This is a genomic window from Kamptonema sp. UHCC 0994, from assembly GCF_029167235.1.
GTDB lineage: Bacteria > Cyanobacteriota > Cyanobacteriia > Cyanobacteriales > Microcoleaceae > Kamptonema.
Genome location: NZ_JARFTR010000126.1, coordinates 36,536 through 52,742 on the forward strand (window position 1 = coordinate 36,536; position 16,207 = coordinate 52,742).

Genomic DNA, 16,207 nt, shown 5'->3' on the forward strand with positions numbered 1-16,207 from the left:
GTACGAAGCAATCTGAAGCAATCTGAAGCAATCTGAAGCAATCTGAAGCAATCTGAAGCAATAGTCAAGCAATAGTCAAGCAATCTGAGGGTACGAAGCAATCCCGAAGCAATCGCAAGCTGTTGGGATTGCTTCGCAGAGCTCGCAATGACAGATCGCAAGTAAAGATAAAAAAACTACAGGTATTAACAATTAACAATTAACAATTAACGGTTAACGGTTAACTGTTAACCGTTATATCTTTTCAAAATTGGACTTTATAAAGATCAAATAACTCGCCGTTTTTCTTTTTAACTACTTTCGCACCAGCAGATTTAATCAATTTTTCCCAATCAGCGATCGCCTCTAAAAATACCTCAGCTCCTCGATAAGTTTCCAAAATTGCCCAATCCTCCGCTAGAGGCGCATCAGGATTAAGGATATCAAAAACAAAATAACCTTCCGGTTTCAAGACTCGCTTGACTTCTCCCATTACCACTTCCCAGTAATCCAAGGGAAAATAACAGCTAAATCCTGTCGCGAAGCACAAATCAAACTGATTTTCTTCATAATTCAAACGGTGAGCTGGCCCCAACTGCACCCCTTTAAACAGCTTAGAATTTAGCTGTGGGCCGCGAGCATTTAACGCATCTCGCGCCACAGTGCTGCTGTCTTGTCCGTAAAAAAAGGCTTCCCAGTCTCGCCAAGGATAAACCAAAAAGCTGACCCCGCAGCCAATATCCAAACAGCGTTGATTTTTCTGGGGTTTGGCCACTTCCCAAAAAGGAGAAGCCACCTTAGCTAACAGAGTACCTGCGGCCAAGTCCCGAAAAATTGGCATCGCCTCCACTTCTTCCGGTAGAGCAAAATTTTCTCCTCGATATTCGCGATCGAACCGAGAGGAGACTTGAGAAAGCAGAGCTTGCCAACTTTCAGGATGGCTGTTAGAAAACCAAGAGCGATCGCCCTCAGACTGTGGACTTGTACCAGCACGGTCGAGCTTTTTGGACATCAATCAATACCTTTTAGGGGAACCCTTGAGAGCCTTCGTAAAGTTCTGGCGATAGGATTGATTGAAAATTAAGGCAGGCCACAGCAACGACAGCTTGAGCCGATTTGAAAAGCTCCTGTCGAAGGGTGTCCGCTCAAATCCCTGCCAGAACTTCCAAATACCGCCTCCGTAAATGACTAGCAACGCCAAGCTAATTAACGTACTCATCAAATAAACCTCTAAATAACCGATCTGATTGGACAAACCTGCTCATTGCGCTATCTTGTCAATTCTAGCCAAATGCGCCCTAGGCTTGCTTGCAAACTGCTTTAAGTTTTTTACCTTATACAGCTTATAATTATAGTGTAACATTTGTCACCAGCCTTAGCTCATACCTACTGGCAACGGTTGCAGCTTGTTGTTAAAGAAAGCGATCGCTAACGATTAAAAAATAACAAGCTCAAAAAAGCTTGATTCCATCAATTACTATCCCCGATCGTGAGATCGAACTTCAGCAGCAACAAATCGCTACACTAGATTTTTGAGACTCCCAGATCAGAAAAGCTGAAGGCTTATAGCTAAAAGCTAATAAGTTCGGTCAGGCAAAAATTCCCAGTAGACTAATGACCTGAAACCTTTAACTTTGCAAGGAGGACTTATGCGAGCAGTGCTGATGGCCGGAGGATCGGGAACAAGACTCAGACCGCTGACGTGCGATCTACCAAAACCGATGGTACCGATTTTAAACCGCCCCATTGCTGAACATATCGTCAATTTGCTACGGCGGCATCACATTACAGAAATTATTGCTACGCTGCACTACTTACCTGACGTGATGCGCGATCACTTTTCAGATGGTAGTGACTTCGGCGTACAGATGACTTATGCCGTCGAAGAAGACCAACCCCTCGGCACCGCTGGCTGTGTTAAAAATATTGCCGAACTTCTCGATAGCACTTTCTTAGTAATTAGCGGGGACAGTATCACAGACTTCGACTTAACGGCGGCTCTGAAATTTCACCACAGCATGAAATCGAAAGCTACCCTGATTTTAACTCGCGTTCCTGACCCGATGGAATTTGGTGTTGTGATTACCGATGATCACTATCGCATTCGCAGGTTTCTAGAAAAACCCTCCACCAGCGAAATTTTCTCCGATACAGTCAACACTGGCACTTACATTCTAGAACCTGAAGTTTTAGATTATCTGCCAGTTAATGAAGAATGCGACTTCTCAAAAGATTTATTCCCATTGCTGTTAGAGAAAAACGAACCGATGTTTGGCTACGTCGCCGATGGCTACTGGTGCGATGTCGGCCAGCTAGATGTCTACCGAGATGTTCAGTATGATGCCCTGCATCAAAAGGTGAAACTAGAATTACCTTATTACGAGCAAAGGCCAGGACTTTGGGTAGGTCAAAATACCTTTATTGACGAAACAGCGATGATTGAAACCCCTGCAATCATTGGTAATAACTGCCGGATTGGGCCGAGGGTGAAGATCGATGGCGGCACTACGATCGGAGATAATGTCACTGTCGCTCCTGATGCCAACCTCAAGCGCCCTATAATCTGGAACGGTGCGATCATTGGCGAAGATGTTCACCTGCGGGCCTGCGTGATTTGTCGGGGCACTCGTGTGGATCGTCGCGCTCACGTCTTGGAAGGTGCTGTAGTCGGTTCTATGTGTTCTGTGGGAGAAGAAGCTCTAATCAGTCCCAACGTTCGTGTTTGGCCCAGTAAAAATATTGAATCTGGAGCTCAATTGAATAATAACTTGATTTGGGGAGAGCAGGCTAAGCGCAATCTCTTCGGACAACGTGGCGTGCAGGGGTTAGCCAATATTGACATTACTCCAGAATTTGCAGTTAAATTGGGAGCCGCTTACGGCTCTACCTTAAAACCCGGAGCCACAGTGTTAGTTTCTCGCGACCAGCGTAGCATCTCGCGCATGGTTTCTAGGTCTTTTATTGCAGGTTTAATGTCTGTCGGTGTTAATGTTTTGAATTTAGAAGCGAGTGCGATTCCAATTACTCGCGCTGTCGTACCTACACTGTCGATTATCGGCGGCATTCATGTTAGGCTTTCCCCAGATCGAGCTGATAATATTTTAATAGAATTTTTTGACTCGAAGGGCATTAATATCACGAAAGCTCTTGAGAAAAAAATTGAGGGTTCTTATTTTAAGGAAGATTTGCGGCGAGCACAAATTTCTGAGATTGGGGATATGGTCTATTTCAACCAAGCGCTGGAAGTTTATAGCCGCAGGTTTGAAAGGCAGATGAATGTTGAAGCAATTCGCTATAGTAATTTTAAGGTAGTGATTGACTATGCTTACGCTGTCTCTGGCGCAATTCTACCACAACTTCTGGCTAAGTTTGGCTGCGATGCGGTGGTGCTCAATGCTAGTCTGAAGCAGACATCCCTCCCGGAAGAAGAAAAAGAGCATTTACTGGATCAACTCGGTCGCGTGGTCAAGGCTCTTAATGCTAACTTTGGAGTGCAGGTATCTGCAAATGGAGAACAGCTAATTTTAGTTGATGAATCTGGTATTGCCATTCGAGGAGAAATGTTGACGGCGCTGATGGTACATCTGATGCTGAGTGCTAACCCTAGATCTACGGTAGTAGTACCTGTTCATACTTCTTCGGCAGTGGAAGAGATCGCTCGTCGGCATCAGGGTAATGTGATTCGCACTAAGGCGAATCCGACGGCGCTGATGGAGGCGGCTCATACTAATCCTAATGTGGTTTTGGGTGGCAGTGCCAATATAGGTTTTATTTTCCCCCAACTACATCCCGGTTTTGATGGGATGTTCTGTGTTGCTAAAGTAATTGAGATGATGACGATTCAAGAGCGATCGCTCGGACAGATTAAGGAATCACTTCCCCGCGTGACTCATCACACTTATAGTGTGCGTTGTCCTTGGACGGTGAAGGGTGCGCTGATGCGCTATCTGGTAGAATCTCACTCACCTGACAATTTAGAATTGGTGGATGGAGTCAAGATTTTCAACTACCAGAATGACAATTGGGTATTAATTCTACCTGATGCCAGCGAACCTCTTGTACATATATTTGCTAACAGTAATGACCGCGATTGGGTAGTTCAGAGTTTGAGGGATTACCGCCTTCTAATACACGACTTTGTTAACCAAGTCGAGCTACGGGAAAAGGAAGTATAAATTGCTAATGGCTAATTGCTAATTGTATTTTCTTCTCTCTTCTTCCTTCTTGTTTCTTCGCGGTTTTGAGTTAAGTTAGGACTTACGCACGATCGCAGTACGGCCGCCATCTTGGCGGTGACTTTACCGCCAAGATGGCGGCGTTACGCATACTTTTGCGTAAATCCTGTTAAAATTAAATTGTGTAACTCAAAAGTCCTCAATTGGTAATTACCAATTACCAATTACCAATTACCAATTACTAATTAGTAACTGATGAATAGCTGTATTTTAATGGCGGAGATCGTTCAAGCACCGCAACTCCGCTACACCCCTGACAATCAAACTCAAATAGCTGAAATGCTTGTGCAGTTTCCAGGTAGTCGGCCTGAAGATCCCCCATCAACTCTAAAGGTTGTAGGATGGGGAAATCTGGCTCAAGAAATTCATGGGAATTATCACCAAGGCGATCGCGTTATTATTGAAGGTCGCTTGAATATGAACACCATTGAGCGAAAACCGGAAGGATTTAAGGAAAAACGTGCCGAATTAACTGCTCAGAAGATTTACAGTCTCGGAGCAACGGAGATGAGCTCTTTTTCTACGGGAAATATATCTAACGCAGATCCGGCTAGAGTGCATACAAATGCACCTGTTTCTGCTCCTAATAATGTCGTATCTCTAGGTTCGCGCAATCGGGTTCAAAACCCTGTTTCTACGGCTAATCGGTCTGAGGTGGCCCAAGATTGGGAATCAAATACTTCAGGGTATCAATCTCCAACTTCTCCGCCGATGGAACCTATTCCCTCTGATGAAAGTGAGAACCCTGATTACGATCCGATCCCTTTTTAGGAAGTTAGGAAGTTAGAACTTATAGTAATAGGGGCTTAGCCCCTAGCTATAATTTGCCTAGTATGTTTACCGCCGCCAGAGCTTAATTATATTATCCTTGCCCCCACTAGCAATAGTCTTACCATCCGGGCTAAAAGCAACCGTATAAACCTCATTAGAATGTCCCGTTAAACTATTTAGTAATACTCCACTCCTTAAATCCCAAATCTTAATCGTCTTATCTTTACTCCCACTAGCAATAGTCTTTCCATCTGGGCTGATAGCAACAGATATAATTTCCCCAGAATGACCGTTCAAAGTCCGAATCAACTCCCCAGTAGCCAGATTCCAAATTTTAATCGTGCGATCGTAGGAACCGCTAACTAATGTCTTTCCATCTGGGCTAATTGCTACAGACCTCACCTGATCTGAATGTCCCTCAATAGTATTAATCAACCGACCAGTTTCTACATCCACAATTGTAATGGTTTTATCCTTAGAACCGCTAACCAAAGTTTTCCCATCCGGGCTAATTGCAACCGAATAAACATAATCTGAATGATCCGGTAAGTTGTGAATCAAATCCCCAGTCGCTACATTCCAGGTTTTTGATGTTTTGTCGCTGCTACCGCTAGCTAAAGTTAATCCGTCAGGACTGATCGCCACAGACCAAACCGTAGCATTATGATCTACACTACGAACCAATTCCCCCGTTTTCAAATTCCACAATAGAATTCTCCAGTAAGAAGTACCAGCCGCTAGGCGCGTGCCATTCGAGTTAAAAGCAACAGACCAAATTGCGGATGAATCTCCCTCAAAACTGCGGATAAGATTTCCGGTAGCTAAATCCCAAATCTTAATTGTTTTGTCCTTGGAACCACTAGCTAGAGTTAAACCATCAGGACTAAAAGCAACAGTTCCAACTGCATTAGAATGTTCAGCAAAATTCTTGACTGTAACGTTTTTCCAGTTAGCACCGTCCTCGCACTGCTTCACAAGTATTTGAGCATCAGCATAGCGACTAGAACTATTATTAACTTTTTCTCCCCGATCGATACACTCCTGATAATTGCTCTCTTTATAAAGAGCATTAATTGTATTAATTTGTTGTGATTCTTGCTGGCGGCGCTGCTGCAACTGTTGCCACTGAAGATAGCCATAAATAGCACCAGCTACAGCTAAAATAGCAGCAAGAATTGCCCCAATTAAGTAGGGATTTATTCTGCGATTTTGGTGCTGCGGTATAACTGCAATATTCCGATTTGTTGGCGGAACTTGACCGTTCGATCTCGCCTGTGGTAGGCTGTTTTCTCCTATCCGCGAACCTTGAGGATAAAACCTCCCTGGTGGCTGGTCAGAGGTCTGCTTTGGCTGTGTAAAACTTAAAATTAGGTTCTGTAATTTGACGAGTAAGGATTTGGGAAGGACTCGACTTTCGATTAATTCTATATCTTGATCTGTGAGTCCTAAAATTTGCTGCAAGCGTTTTAATTCGTCACGAGTATCCTTAGCAAATGGATATTCCTGCTGCATTGATTCGACTAATGCTTGCTCGTACTGCTGCGCCTTGTCCTTAAATTTTCGATAAGGGTTTAATACTTCGTCTTCAATCGCATCAGCTTCTTCTGGGAATAGTTCTAGACTATTTCGTAGTTCGGCTAATATTTTGCGACCGACAACAGAAATTTCCCCTCGATGGCTAGCACGACGCTCTACTTCTTCTCGATATATTGTAATTTTGGGAACTCTCGTTCTAGAGCGATCGCTAACTTTTTTCAAGTCAGCTACAGCTTCGGTCGCAGACTGATATCGCTGGTGAAAATCGTAGCGTACCATGTTATCTAAAACATCGGCCAGTTCTTGACTAACTACAGCTAAATGTCTCCAAAATATTTCGCCCAAATTGGGATTATTGTGATCTCGGAGTTTGGGTAATTCATAAGCAGGCAACCCCGTAAGGGCCTGAATTCCAATCATTCCTACTGCATAGATATCGCTGTTTAATTGGGGGTTGTATTGAAACTGTTCAATTGGCATATATTCCAAGGTGCCAATCCGAACTGTAGGCGGTTTTTGACCACGATCGAGGTTGATTTCTTTAACTGCTCCAAAATCGAGTAAAACTAATTTGCCATCTGATTGCCGCCGGATTAAATTTCCTGGTTTGATGTCTCGGTGAATTACTCCGTGTCCGTGTACGAAAACTAGAATTTCTAAGACTTCTTTCAATAGACTGACAACTTGCTCTTCCGACAGCGGTTTTCCAGGTAAAATCTCGCTGGCTAAGGAATAGCCAGGGATGAAGGCTTCTACTAAGAAAAATTCTTGATTTTTCTCAAAGTAAGCAAATAACTGAGGGATTTGTTCGTGCTGACCTAGCTTTTCTAGAACTTCTGCTTCTTTTTCAAACAGGCGGCGGGCAGTATCGATCAGTTTAGGATCGTTACTTGCAGGCCGCAGATGCTTGACAAAGCATTGCGGTTCCCCAGGGCGGCGAGTATCTTTTGCCAGATAAGTTTGTCCAAATTCTCCTGTTTCTATGACTTCAATGATTTGATAGCGTCCGTCCAAAAGTTGGCTAACCATGAAAACAACCCAGCTCTTTTTTGGTTGATGGTGGCATGAAAAATTTTCGCTGCCGTTGGTTGATGTTTGAGGAGAGAGAAAAGTGCCAATGCGATCGCACGCAGTCGGCAGAGTTATATTGTGTAATTTTTTCTAGGGGCAATCTCCCTGTGGTTGCCCCGCTAGATGCGTTGAGTTGAGGCGGCAACTCATTTGCCCTCAAGCATTTGAGTCAATTTCCAATTCTGGAATTTAGGCAGTGCAGGTATGAATTCTCCTGTAATTGCGTAACGCCCCTAGTTGGAAGGCGGCGGTTCGCCTTCCGAAACTCTCTCCAGTGAAAAACTTTTATCTGTAATTAAACGAGCACAACCCTGGTTTTGTAAAATAGATCTAAGCCCACTGAAATTATTGTTACCAGTTTATTGTCAAACTCAATTATGTACTAGATGTGGACAGAGTAGATTTTACCACAACACGCCCTGCACGATCTAGTTTTGTGTTTTCTGTTTAGCGATCGCTAAACGGGTCGCGCTTTTACTTTAGTTGCTCAGTAGCAGGCTAAGGCTAAGGGAAAAGACATTTTGCTAAGTAAGTGGACATAAATAAACGCTATAAACTCTAAGGTGGGCGATCGCCTCTCTCAAGAATTAAAAATGTAAAATTAAAAATTAAAAATTTAATTTATTTCCTTTTTAATTTTTAACGTTTAATTTTTAACGTTTAATTATGTTCACCTATTTATAACAGTGCTTTCATCCCTACAAAAATTACTTTCTCCCTTATCTTTTCAACATTTGCAAAGCTTGATAGGCCAAAAAAAAGAAACCCAATGAACCCAACGCCGTGACTCCTTCCACTATTAAATCAGCCGTCAAAATTTCATCCATAACAGTGTCCTCCTACAACTAATTGCGATTTTGGATTTGAAAATGATATCACAGCTACCCAAGGGATTTGATACTCCCCAGTCTGAAGACGCGGGTATTCTTTCGACTAGAATACCACTCTCACTAGAGTTGTGAAAGTCCCTATATTAACTGTGCTTAGCTGAATGCCTAAGTTCGCTTTTATCTTAATTAACAGTCAATGTGTCGAACCACTCTAAAATCCGATTCCAGGCCCACCAGCGATCGCGATCGGCAAATTGATGCTGACAACGTTTACTACTGATATACCCAACATGACCGCCGTAGGCTGTCAGCACTAACTCTAAGGCTGGATTGTTCGCGCTAATGGCTTGTAACTCTGGGACAAGAACCGGGTCAAACATCGGATCGTCCGCAGCATAGAGGATGAATGTGGGTTTTTTGAGGTGAGGCAAAATATGTAGGGCGCTGCTAGCGTCATAGTATTCTTCTACAGAGGAGAACCCTAACAAGCCAATTACCAGTTCATGGTCAAAGCCCCAAATACTGTTGGCGCGTTCAATGGCGGCCGGATCGATCGCCCCTGGATGTGATGCGGCGATCTGTTTTGCTAGTTTTTTTAATTGTCGCGCGATCGCTTTTTCTAGAAATTTCCCCCACTCATCTTTAACCAGATAAGACAGAGAACGATTCGAGTCTAAACTGGGACAAATCACCGCCGCGCCTGCTAGTTCTGACTCTTCGAGTCCTAACTCCGGCCCCCAATCCGCGATCGCCTGAGCTGATTTTACAGCCCACAAGGCTAATTGTCCCCCCAGGGAATAACCCGTGAACCAAAAAGGGGCCGGACATCCCATTTCTTTAGCCGCAGCAGCAATCCGCACGAAATCTTCGCCTTCGTATAGACCATCAGAAGTCAGGGTAGGAGAGAGTTGGGCAGTTTTACCGTGAGCTCGCCAGTCAAAGAATACCACTGCACAGCCTTGAGCATAGGCTTTACGGCCTAGTAGCCTGAGAAACCATTGGTTATCCAGATCGCCAGTAATCCCGTAAGTGCCAACAATGGTATATCGGGGATTTTCCGGGATAGCAACCAGGCCAAAAATCGGGACTCCACAAGCACCAGTAAAGATGTGTTCTCGGTACGGGGGCTCTGGGTAAGAGATCGTATTTTCCCAACGGCGACTAGCCCTTAATGCGCTGTACAACGTCATCAATAAACCGTTGTTCAGCAGCCAAGGTGGAGTATAGGCAAAACTGGTCATAGGGAACTAGGTTTTTGACTTCCCGATCGTACATGACAATTGACATTATTGTTGAACAGCAGTCCCAGGAGGTGCATACCGGGACATCACTTTTGAAGTAAATACAGTTAAAGGCAATGCAGTTAAAGGCCAAGTCAAGTCAAAATAGTAAATAAACTCAATCTCAGTGAGGAAAAACCTATCGACACTATCTACGGCAACCTTCAAGGTTTAAAGAAAAACCAACTCAAGCAACTGGAAAAACTTTACCATCAAAGACTTCCAGGCGATCGCCTTGCGACATCGGAATTTGCTCAACGCGCCGCTGCTATCAGCACAGAAATCGATCAGCCCGTTTGTGCCTATGTCAACCGTCGAGGACAGGTGATTCGTGTTGGTGTTGGTACGCCTCGCCAAACCCAAATCCCAGCCCTAGAATTGCCCCGCTACGGCGGCGGCCGTCTCAGCGGTATTCGCTGCATTGCTACTCACCTAAAGCCGGAACCCCCTGGTGAAGCCGCAGTGACGGCAATGGCGATCCAGAGGCTAGACGCTCTGGTTTGGCTAACTCTTACTGGTGGAGGCTTTCAGCGTCGCGGAGGCGGCGGTGCAGGCTACATTAAAGAAACCTATCTAGCTCACTTAACCCCTGAAGGGGAGCTCTTGAGCGGGGGAGCAGGGAATGTAGGGGCGGTGCCCCCGTGCCCGCCCCACAGCGGGAGAGCGGGAGATATTGAGCCTGTAATTAACACTCAAAACCGGGAAGGGTTGCCAGAAACAGACCAATCTCTCAAAACTCAAAACTTCTTCTGGAGTATGTCAACGCCTTTAAGTTTGGATGTCCTGGCTGACATTGACTTTCAGGAGTGGGTAGAAGGGATTGAAGCAGAATTTGAGCGGGAGTTTGTCGCCAAACAGGTTGATGTAGACCATGATAAGGTCTTGGTGGTCGGGATGATGACTCAGGATATGAGCCCGCAGCAATTTGAGGACGGATTGCTAGAATTGACTAGCTTGGTTGATACGGCTGGGGGTCAGGTGTTGCAAACAGTGCGGCAAAAGCGATCGCGCCCCCATCCTCAGACAGTTGTAGGCGAAGGAAAAGTTGAAGAAATCGCTCTCAGTGCCCAGACTGTCGGGGCTAACTTAATAGTATTCAATCGCGACCTCTCCCCAGCACAAGTACGGAATTTAGAAACCAAAATCGGTATCCGTGTTGTCGATCGCACTGAGGTAATTCTAGATATTTTTGCCCAGAGAGCCCAGTCTGGTGCTGGGAAATTACAAGTAGAACTCGCTCAGTTAGAATACAGCTTGCCTCGCCTCACGGGTAGAGGTCAGGCGATGTCTAGGTTAGGGGGCGGGATCGGTACGAGAGGGCCCGGCGAAACGAAGCTGGAAACAGAGCGACGCGCGATCGCCAAACGCATTTCTCGCTTGCAGCAAGAAGTTAATCAACTGCAAGCTCATCGTTCCCGGATGCGCCAGCAACGTCAATTCAGAGAAGTACCCTCAATTGCGATCGTCGGCTATACCAATGCCGGTAAATCTACGCTGCTCAATGTGCTTACTAATGCCGAAGTTTATACGGCTGACCAATTATTTGCCACTCTTGACCCCACCACGCGGCGGTTAGTGATTCCTGATGCCGTCACAGGGGAATCTCTGTCGATTGTACTTACAGATACGGTGGGATTTATTCACGAACTACCACCCTCCTTGATTGACGCATTCCGCGCCACTCTCGAAGAAGTCACAGATGCCGACGCTCTGCTGCACCTAGTGGATCTATCTCATCCCGCTTGGCAAAGTCAAATTCGCTCTGTAATGACGATTTTGACTGAAATGCCCGTGACTCCAGGGCCAGCCTTGGTTGCTTTCAACAAAATTGACCGCGTAGATGGGGACGTACTGCGGCAAGCTCAGGAGGAATTTCCCCAAGCGGTGTTTATCTCCGCCGCTAAGGCCCTAGGGTTGGAAACTCTACGCCAGAAACTAGCTCAGTTAATTTACTACGTAGCTTACCCTCGGTAAATACTTAAAATTTAATCGGGGGGTCATTGACAGGATCAAATTTACGTATATATACTGAGGACAGGTATCTGCAAAAGATGAGAGGATCGAATGGGAGAGCTTTTAGTTCTCTCTAAAATTGGAATTTGGTGGCATTAGTTTCAGACAAGCCATGTATAATTAGTTAGAGGAGGGTCGTGTGAAAATATATCCCTGGCTGCAAGCGGCAGCAGGCGGCAAATCGCTAGAATAGATGGAAGAACTGCCAGGGCAAAGCAAGGATGATGAGGTTATGGAGGAGAGGGTTGGAACCGAAAAATTCGTTTCTATTTCTCGTCCGCGATCGCAAACACACAGCACCGTGACAGCTCTCATCAGTTGGAAGACAATTCTGTTGCATTGTATTTATTGTTATCCTATTGCAACTGTTTAATTAACTAATTATGTCTACGCTACTGGCAAAACTAACTTTCGGACTCGCTGCCGCAGCGGCAGTTGGGTTCTACTACCTGGCCGGTGCCCCTCCGGCTTTAGCCCAGGTTAACGTTTGTGGGCCCGGAAACTTTTCAGATGCCTGTGCATCGGATCGCAAACCCAGCTCTGCACCTAGTCCCACAATATCAGATGTTTACACAAAGCCAACCTCTAACCAAACTTCCGTTCCCGAACCAAGCATGGCGATCGCGCTGCTGATGACAAGTGCGGGTATAATTTATTCCGCGAGAAAGCGAAAGCAAATCGATCAAGACCGCTAGGCAGTAACGTTTTACCTTTAAAGCGGGACTGTCTCTTTGATTGCGGACAGTTTTTTAGTTTTTACCCCGAAATTAAATAAAATTATCTTAACAAGAATAAAGTTATATTTAACTTGTAAGTAGTAACTGTACATTATTTCAGATTCGCCTGATTAAGATTAGAATTAAGAAATATTGCTAATTTTCGAGAAACTTATGACTCCTAAAGTTGAAATTTACACTTGGAGAACCTGTCCCTTTTGCCTTCGAGCCAAATCACTGCTGAAGCAAAAAGGGATAGATTTTATCGAGTACAGTATTGACGGAGATGAAGCAGCGCGGAGTCAGATGGCCGAGCGGGCAAAGGGGTCAAGATCCCTACCTCAGATTTTCATCAACGACCAACATATAGGTGGCTGTGACGACATCCATGCCCTCGAAGCTCAGGGTAAACTAGATCCCCTCTTAGTATAGAGGAACTGGCTAATAGTTAACCAATTAATTGTAGGATAGGTAGAGCGTCAGCGAAACCCATCTCAGAAGTTTTGAGTATAGCTAACTGTTAACTGTTAACTGTACTTATATTTGTTAACAAAGAGTTAGGTTTTGCTGACGCTTGACCAACATAATTGTGATAATTAGCAATTACCAATTACCAATTACCAATTACCAATTACCAATTACCAATTACCAATTACCAATTACCAATTACCAATTAACAATTAACAATTAACAAAATAAATGAAATTTGCATTCATCATCGATCCCATCCAACGGCTAATTCCAGGTCACGATACCAGTGTGGCACTAATGGAAGCAGCACAAGAACTAGGTCACGAAGTTTGGGTGACTCAAGCAGAAAAATTAAGCGTAATTGGTGGCAAAGCTTGGGGACTACTGAACCGCGTGGCTCTAACACCAGTAGAATTAATAGAGGGGCATTGGGTAGCGGCTGAAGTTTGGTACGAATTAGAAACGCCTACTTTGCAGCCCCTTGAGGCGATGGATGCAGTATTTATGCGAACAGATCCCCCAGTAAATATTCCTTATCTTTATGCTACTTATATTCTTGACTGTATTGACACAGCAAAAACTATTGTAATTAATTCCCCTAGAGGTCTACGGAGTGCCAATGAAAAGATGTATGCTTTGCAGTTTACAGAGGCAATTCCAGAGACAATTGTTAGCCAAAATAAACAGGTAATTCGGGAATTTGTTGAGAAAAAAGGAGCAGCCGTTTTGAAGCCATTAGGCGGTAAAGCAGGTGAGGGAATTTTATTTATGGAGGGACGAGATCGCAACTTTAACTCCTTGATTGAAATTAGCACTCAACAGGGACAAGTTCCGGTGATGGTTCAGACTTATTTGCCGGAAGCAAAAGAAGGAGACAAGCGAATTATTTTGATGAACGGTGAACCTATTGGTGCTGTAAATCGTATTCCCACTGGCAATGAATTTCGCGGGAATATGGCAGTTGGTGGTAGAGTTGCTAAGACAGAAATTACCGAGCGAGAATATCAAATTTGCACTCAGTTAGCGCCAGTTTTGCAAAAAGATGGTTTGTATTTTGTAGGTATTGATGTGATTGGCGGTTATCTTACAGAAATCAATGTCACCAGTCCTACTGGTGTGCGAGAAATTGATTTGTTAGATAATGTTTGTTTGGGTAAAAAGATTGTTAAATGGGTAGAGGAAACTAAAGCAGGACTTACGCAAAAGTATCCGTAACGCCGCCATCTTGGCGGTTACTTTACCGCCAAGATGGCGGCGTTACGTAAGTCCTATTTGTAATTATTATTAGGGGCAATCTTCCTGCGATCGCCCCGCATCTTCGGGGTCAGCACGGGGGCTAACCCCGACAATTTTTGTAGTTAACAACTTGGTTTACCTGGATACAACACGAGGTACATAGAGAGGAGAGCCAAAAGGAATAGGAACATTTCCAGCAATGATATTCCGTAGGGCAATTTGTACGTTAGGTGTGGCAATTCCATCACGATAAAGGCCTGCACGCTCCTGAAAACGTTTCACAGCATATTCAGTGTCATTCCCAAATACTCCATCAATAGCGCCAGGAGTAATGCCTAAACGTCTCAATTGACTCTGAAGTTCTCTAACCGCAGGGCCACGACTATTTCTTCCCAACGTGAAAAGGGTAGTTAAACCAGTTTGTTGGTAGGGAGGCTGCAAAGGGGGAATAATAGGGGGATTGGCATAGCTAATTTCCGCGATCCCCAGGTCTATAGCATAAAGAGTAGTCTGGTCGGCACAGCCAGTAGCTACAAGGTTATTAGCTTGCTGAAAACGGGTGACTGCACTAAGAGTGCGCTCGCGGTATTTGCCATCAACAGCACCATAAAAGAAGCCAAGAGCTTTTAACTTTTGTTGAAGGGAAGTTACTGATGGATACCTTTTATTTTCAAAACGCAACCCCTGACAAGTTCTGATAGTTGTGCTTGTATTTGAAGGTTGGCCTATTGGAGATGGTGGATAGTAACCTTGGCTTGGCGTTCGTGGATAGGGCCCTAAACCCAGGTAATAGAGGGTGAAATCATCAGCTATGCCAGTCGCCCGGAGTCCTCTCGCTAGCTGAAACTGTCTAACAGCCTCTTCAGTAATGCTGCGATAGCGGATAGTTGGGGTTGTACCTATTGGGAAGTAACCCTGTGCTTGCAATCGTTGCTGAAGCGCTCTCACCTGTTCGCCGTTAGATCCTGGCCTGAGTTCAGCATTAGCTGAGTTAGCTATACTCAAAACTGACAATACCAAAACTAGAGATAACAAGGGGATGTACGTCTGGCTAGATAGCTTTTTCCAATTCAATCCCTCAAGCAATTTCGGCTCCGTAGGGCTTTCCCAGACAAGAGCAAGTTCAAGGTAAGCAAATGAGTCCATAATTTTCCTGCAAAAATTTGGCTAGTGGATATCTGCTGACTCAAAAATAAAAATTTTGAGCTTCTATTTATCTGTCAATGTCTTAGCCTACTTTTTTATGCAAAAAATCGGTTTTTGTAAAGAAACTTTACAAAACTGGCTGAGGAGTGAGATCCTAACTTTTGACACCGAAAGGGGTAAAGCCGTCTTGCTCTTCCCCTAGCCTCTCTTCCTCAGTTTAAATTAAGCCAATGCGATCGCAAATTACAGCCGCTACCGCCGCAAAGGCTGTAATTCCCAGAGCTACGAGGGGGTGTTGACCTTGACTTACCGCAAAGGATGTGACAATGCCAGCTCCCAAAGCAGCGGTGACAGCAGCTTTGAGCAAGTCTTCATCGGAACGCTTGCCGTACATAATTTTTAATCCTGGCTAGTTTTTTATCGGATGATTTACTGTGATTAAACCTATCACCAGATTGCGACTGCGGTTAACTTTGACAAGGTATTGCAATTAAGCTTTAAATTTAGCTAACTTTCTTAACAGTGTTAAGTTTTGAGTTGGAGAGCGATCGCTCTCTTGACAGCCCTGTATTGTTAGAGTCGATAGAGGCATTGCTACCTCTATCTCTCCTTCAGAACCGGACGTGAGACTTTCACCTCATCCGGCTCCTCAATAATTCCACCTTTGTTATAGGCACGATTCAAAACGGTTTATTGTCGTGATTCTTATTTAGGGAACCGTCCGTAGCTGTCTTTATGTCATGGCAATGTCTATGCAGAAGTTGAAGATTATCATATTGGTCTTTACCACCTAATGAGAGCGGCAATTTATGGTCAACTTCTACAATGTCTGTACTTGTAAAGTACAAACCACAGTGTGAACAGATACCCTTTTGTTTCTTGATTAAGGATGCAACCCTGTTAGGTGTATCTGGGCTTTCGCC

General features: G+C 44.5%; 14 protein-coding genes. 7 read left to right on the forward strand and 7 right to left on the reverse strand.

Going from position 1 to position 16,207, the window contains the following annotated elements:
- Positions 1–244 precede the first annotated feature (244 nt).
- Positions 245–991 carry a class I SAM-dependent methyltransferase gene (locus tag PY364_RS12195; RefSeq protein WP_275522824.1) on the reverse strand — a complete coding sequence of 249 codons (747 nt, stop codon included), beginning with the start codon at positions 989–991 and terminating at the stop codon, positions 245–247.
- Between the two features lie 3 nt (positions 992–994).
- Entirely contained in the window at positions 995–1,198 is a 204-nt protein-coding gene (locus tag PY364_RS12200) for a hypothetical protein (RefSeq protein WP_275522825.1), read from the reverse strand.
- Between the two features lie 430 nt (positions 1,199–1,628).
- Here PY364_RS12200 and PY364_RS12205 point away from each other — a divergent pair, with 430 nt between their 5' ends.
- On the forward strand, positions 1,629–4,154 hold the full coding sequence (locus PY364_RS12205) for a mannose-1-phosphate guanyltransferase (RefSeq protein WP_275522826.1): 2,526 nt from the start codon (positions 1,629–1,631) through the stop codon (positions 4,152–4,154).
- Between the two features lie 255 nt (positions 4,155–4,409).
- Complete coding sequence (locus tag PY364_RS12210) at positions 4,410–4,985, forward strand: single-stranded DNA-binding protein (RefSeq protein ID WP_275522827.1); 576 nt, start codon at positions 4,410–4,412, stop codon at positions 4,983–4,985.
- A gap of 66 nt (positions 4,986–5,051) precedes the next feature.
- Here the strand turns inward: PY364_RS12210 and PY364_RS12215 are convergent, their stop codons facing one another.
- On the reverse strand, positions 5,052–7,550 hold the full coding sequence (locus tag PY364_RS12215; RefSeq protein ID WP_275522828.1) for a protein kinase: 2,499 nt from the start codon (positions 7,548–7,550) through the stop codon (positions 5,052–5,054).
- A 35-nt stretch (positions 7,551–7,585) separates the two neighbouring features.
- On the opposite strand from PY364_RS12215, the gene PY364_RS12220 reads away from it, so the two are divergent.
- A complete protein-coding gene (locus PY364_RS12220) occupies positions 7,586–7,729 on the forward strand; it encodes a hypothetical protein (RefSeq protein WP_275522829.1) in 144 nt (47 codons plus the stop codon).
- A gap of 875 nt (positions 7,730–8,604) precedes the next feature.
- On the opposite strand, the gene PY364_RS12225 is transcribed toward PY364_RS12220, so the two are convergent.
- Entirely contained in the window at positions 8,605–9,663 is a 1,059-nt protein-coding gene (locus tag PY364_RS12225) for an alpha/beta fold hydrolase (protein WP_275522830.1), read from the reverse strand.
- Positions 9,664–10,026: 363 nt separating this feature from the next.
- Here PY364_RS12225 and hflX point away from each other — a divergent pair, with 363 nt between their 5' ends.
- From hflX to gshB, 4 genes are all read left to right on the forward strand, one after another.
- The gene (hflX, locus tag PY364_RS12230; RefSeq protein ID WP_343277572.1) at positions 10,027–11,676 is read left to right on the forward strand and encodes a GTPase HflX; all 1,650 of its coding nucleotides are present in this window, start codon (positions 10,027–10,029) and stop codon (positions 11,674–11,676) included.
- Positions 11,677–12,098: 422 nt separating this feature from the next.
- Positions 12,099–12,410 carry a PEP-CTERM sorting domain-containing protein gene (locus PY364_RS12235; protein ID WP_275522832.1) on the forward strand — a complete coding sequence of 104 codons (312 nt, stop codon included), beginning with the start codon at positions 12,099–12,101 and terminating at the stop codon, positions 12,408–12,410.
- Between the two features lie 195 nt (positions 12,411–12,605).
- Positions 12,606–12,863 carry a glutaredoxin 3 gene (gene grxC, locus PY364_RS12240; RefSeq protein ID WP_275522833.1) on the forward strand — a complete coding sequence of 86 codons (258 nt, stop codon included), beginning with the start codon at positions 12,606–12,608 and terminating at the stop codon, positions 12,861–12,863.
- Positions 12,864–13,130: 267 nt separating this feature from the next.
- Positions 13,131–14,117, forward strand: a complete 987-nt coding sequence (gene gshB, locus PY364_RS12245) for a glutathione synthase (protein WP_275522835.1) — start codon at positions 13,131–13,133, stop codon at positions 14,115–14,117.
- A gap of 156 nt (positions 14,118–14,273) precedes the next feature.
- Here the strand turns inward: gshB and PY364_RS12250 are convergent, their stop codons facing one another.
- The 3 genes from PY364_RS12250 to PY364_RS12260 form a co-directional block, all read right to left on the reverse strand.
- Positions 14,274–15,284 carry a peptidoglycan-binding domain-containing protein gene (locus PY364_RS12250; RefSeq protein ID WP_275522837.1) on the reverse strand — a complete coding sequence of 337 codons (1,011 nt, stop codon included), beginning with the start codon at positions 15,282–15,284 and terminating at the stop codon, positions 14,274–14,276.
- Between the two features lie 217 nt (positions 15,285–15,501).
- Positions 15,502–15,678, reverse strand: a complete 177-nt coding sequence (locus PY364_RS12255; protein ID WP_275522838.1) for a hypothetical protein — start codon at positions 15,676–15,678, stop codon at positions 15,502–15,504.
- A gap of 286 nt (positions 15,679–15,964) precedes the next feature.
- Positions 15,965–16,207, reverse strand: a 243-nt coding sequence (locus tag PY364_RS12260; RefSeq protein ID WP_275522839.1) for an HNH endonuclease signature motif containing protein, incomplete at its 5' end; no start/stop codon positions are given.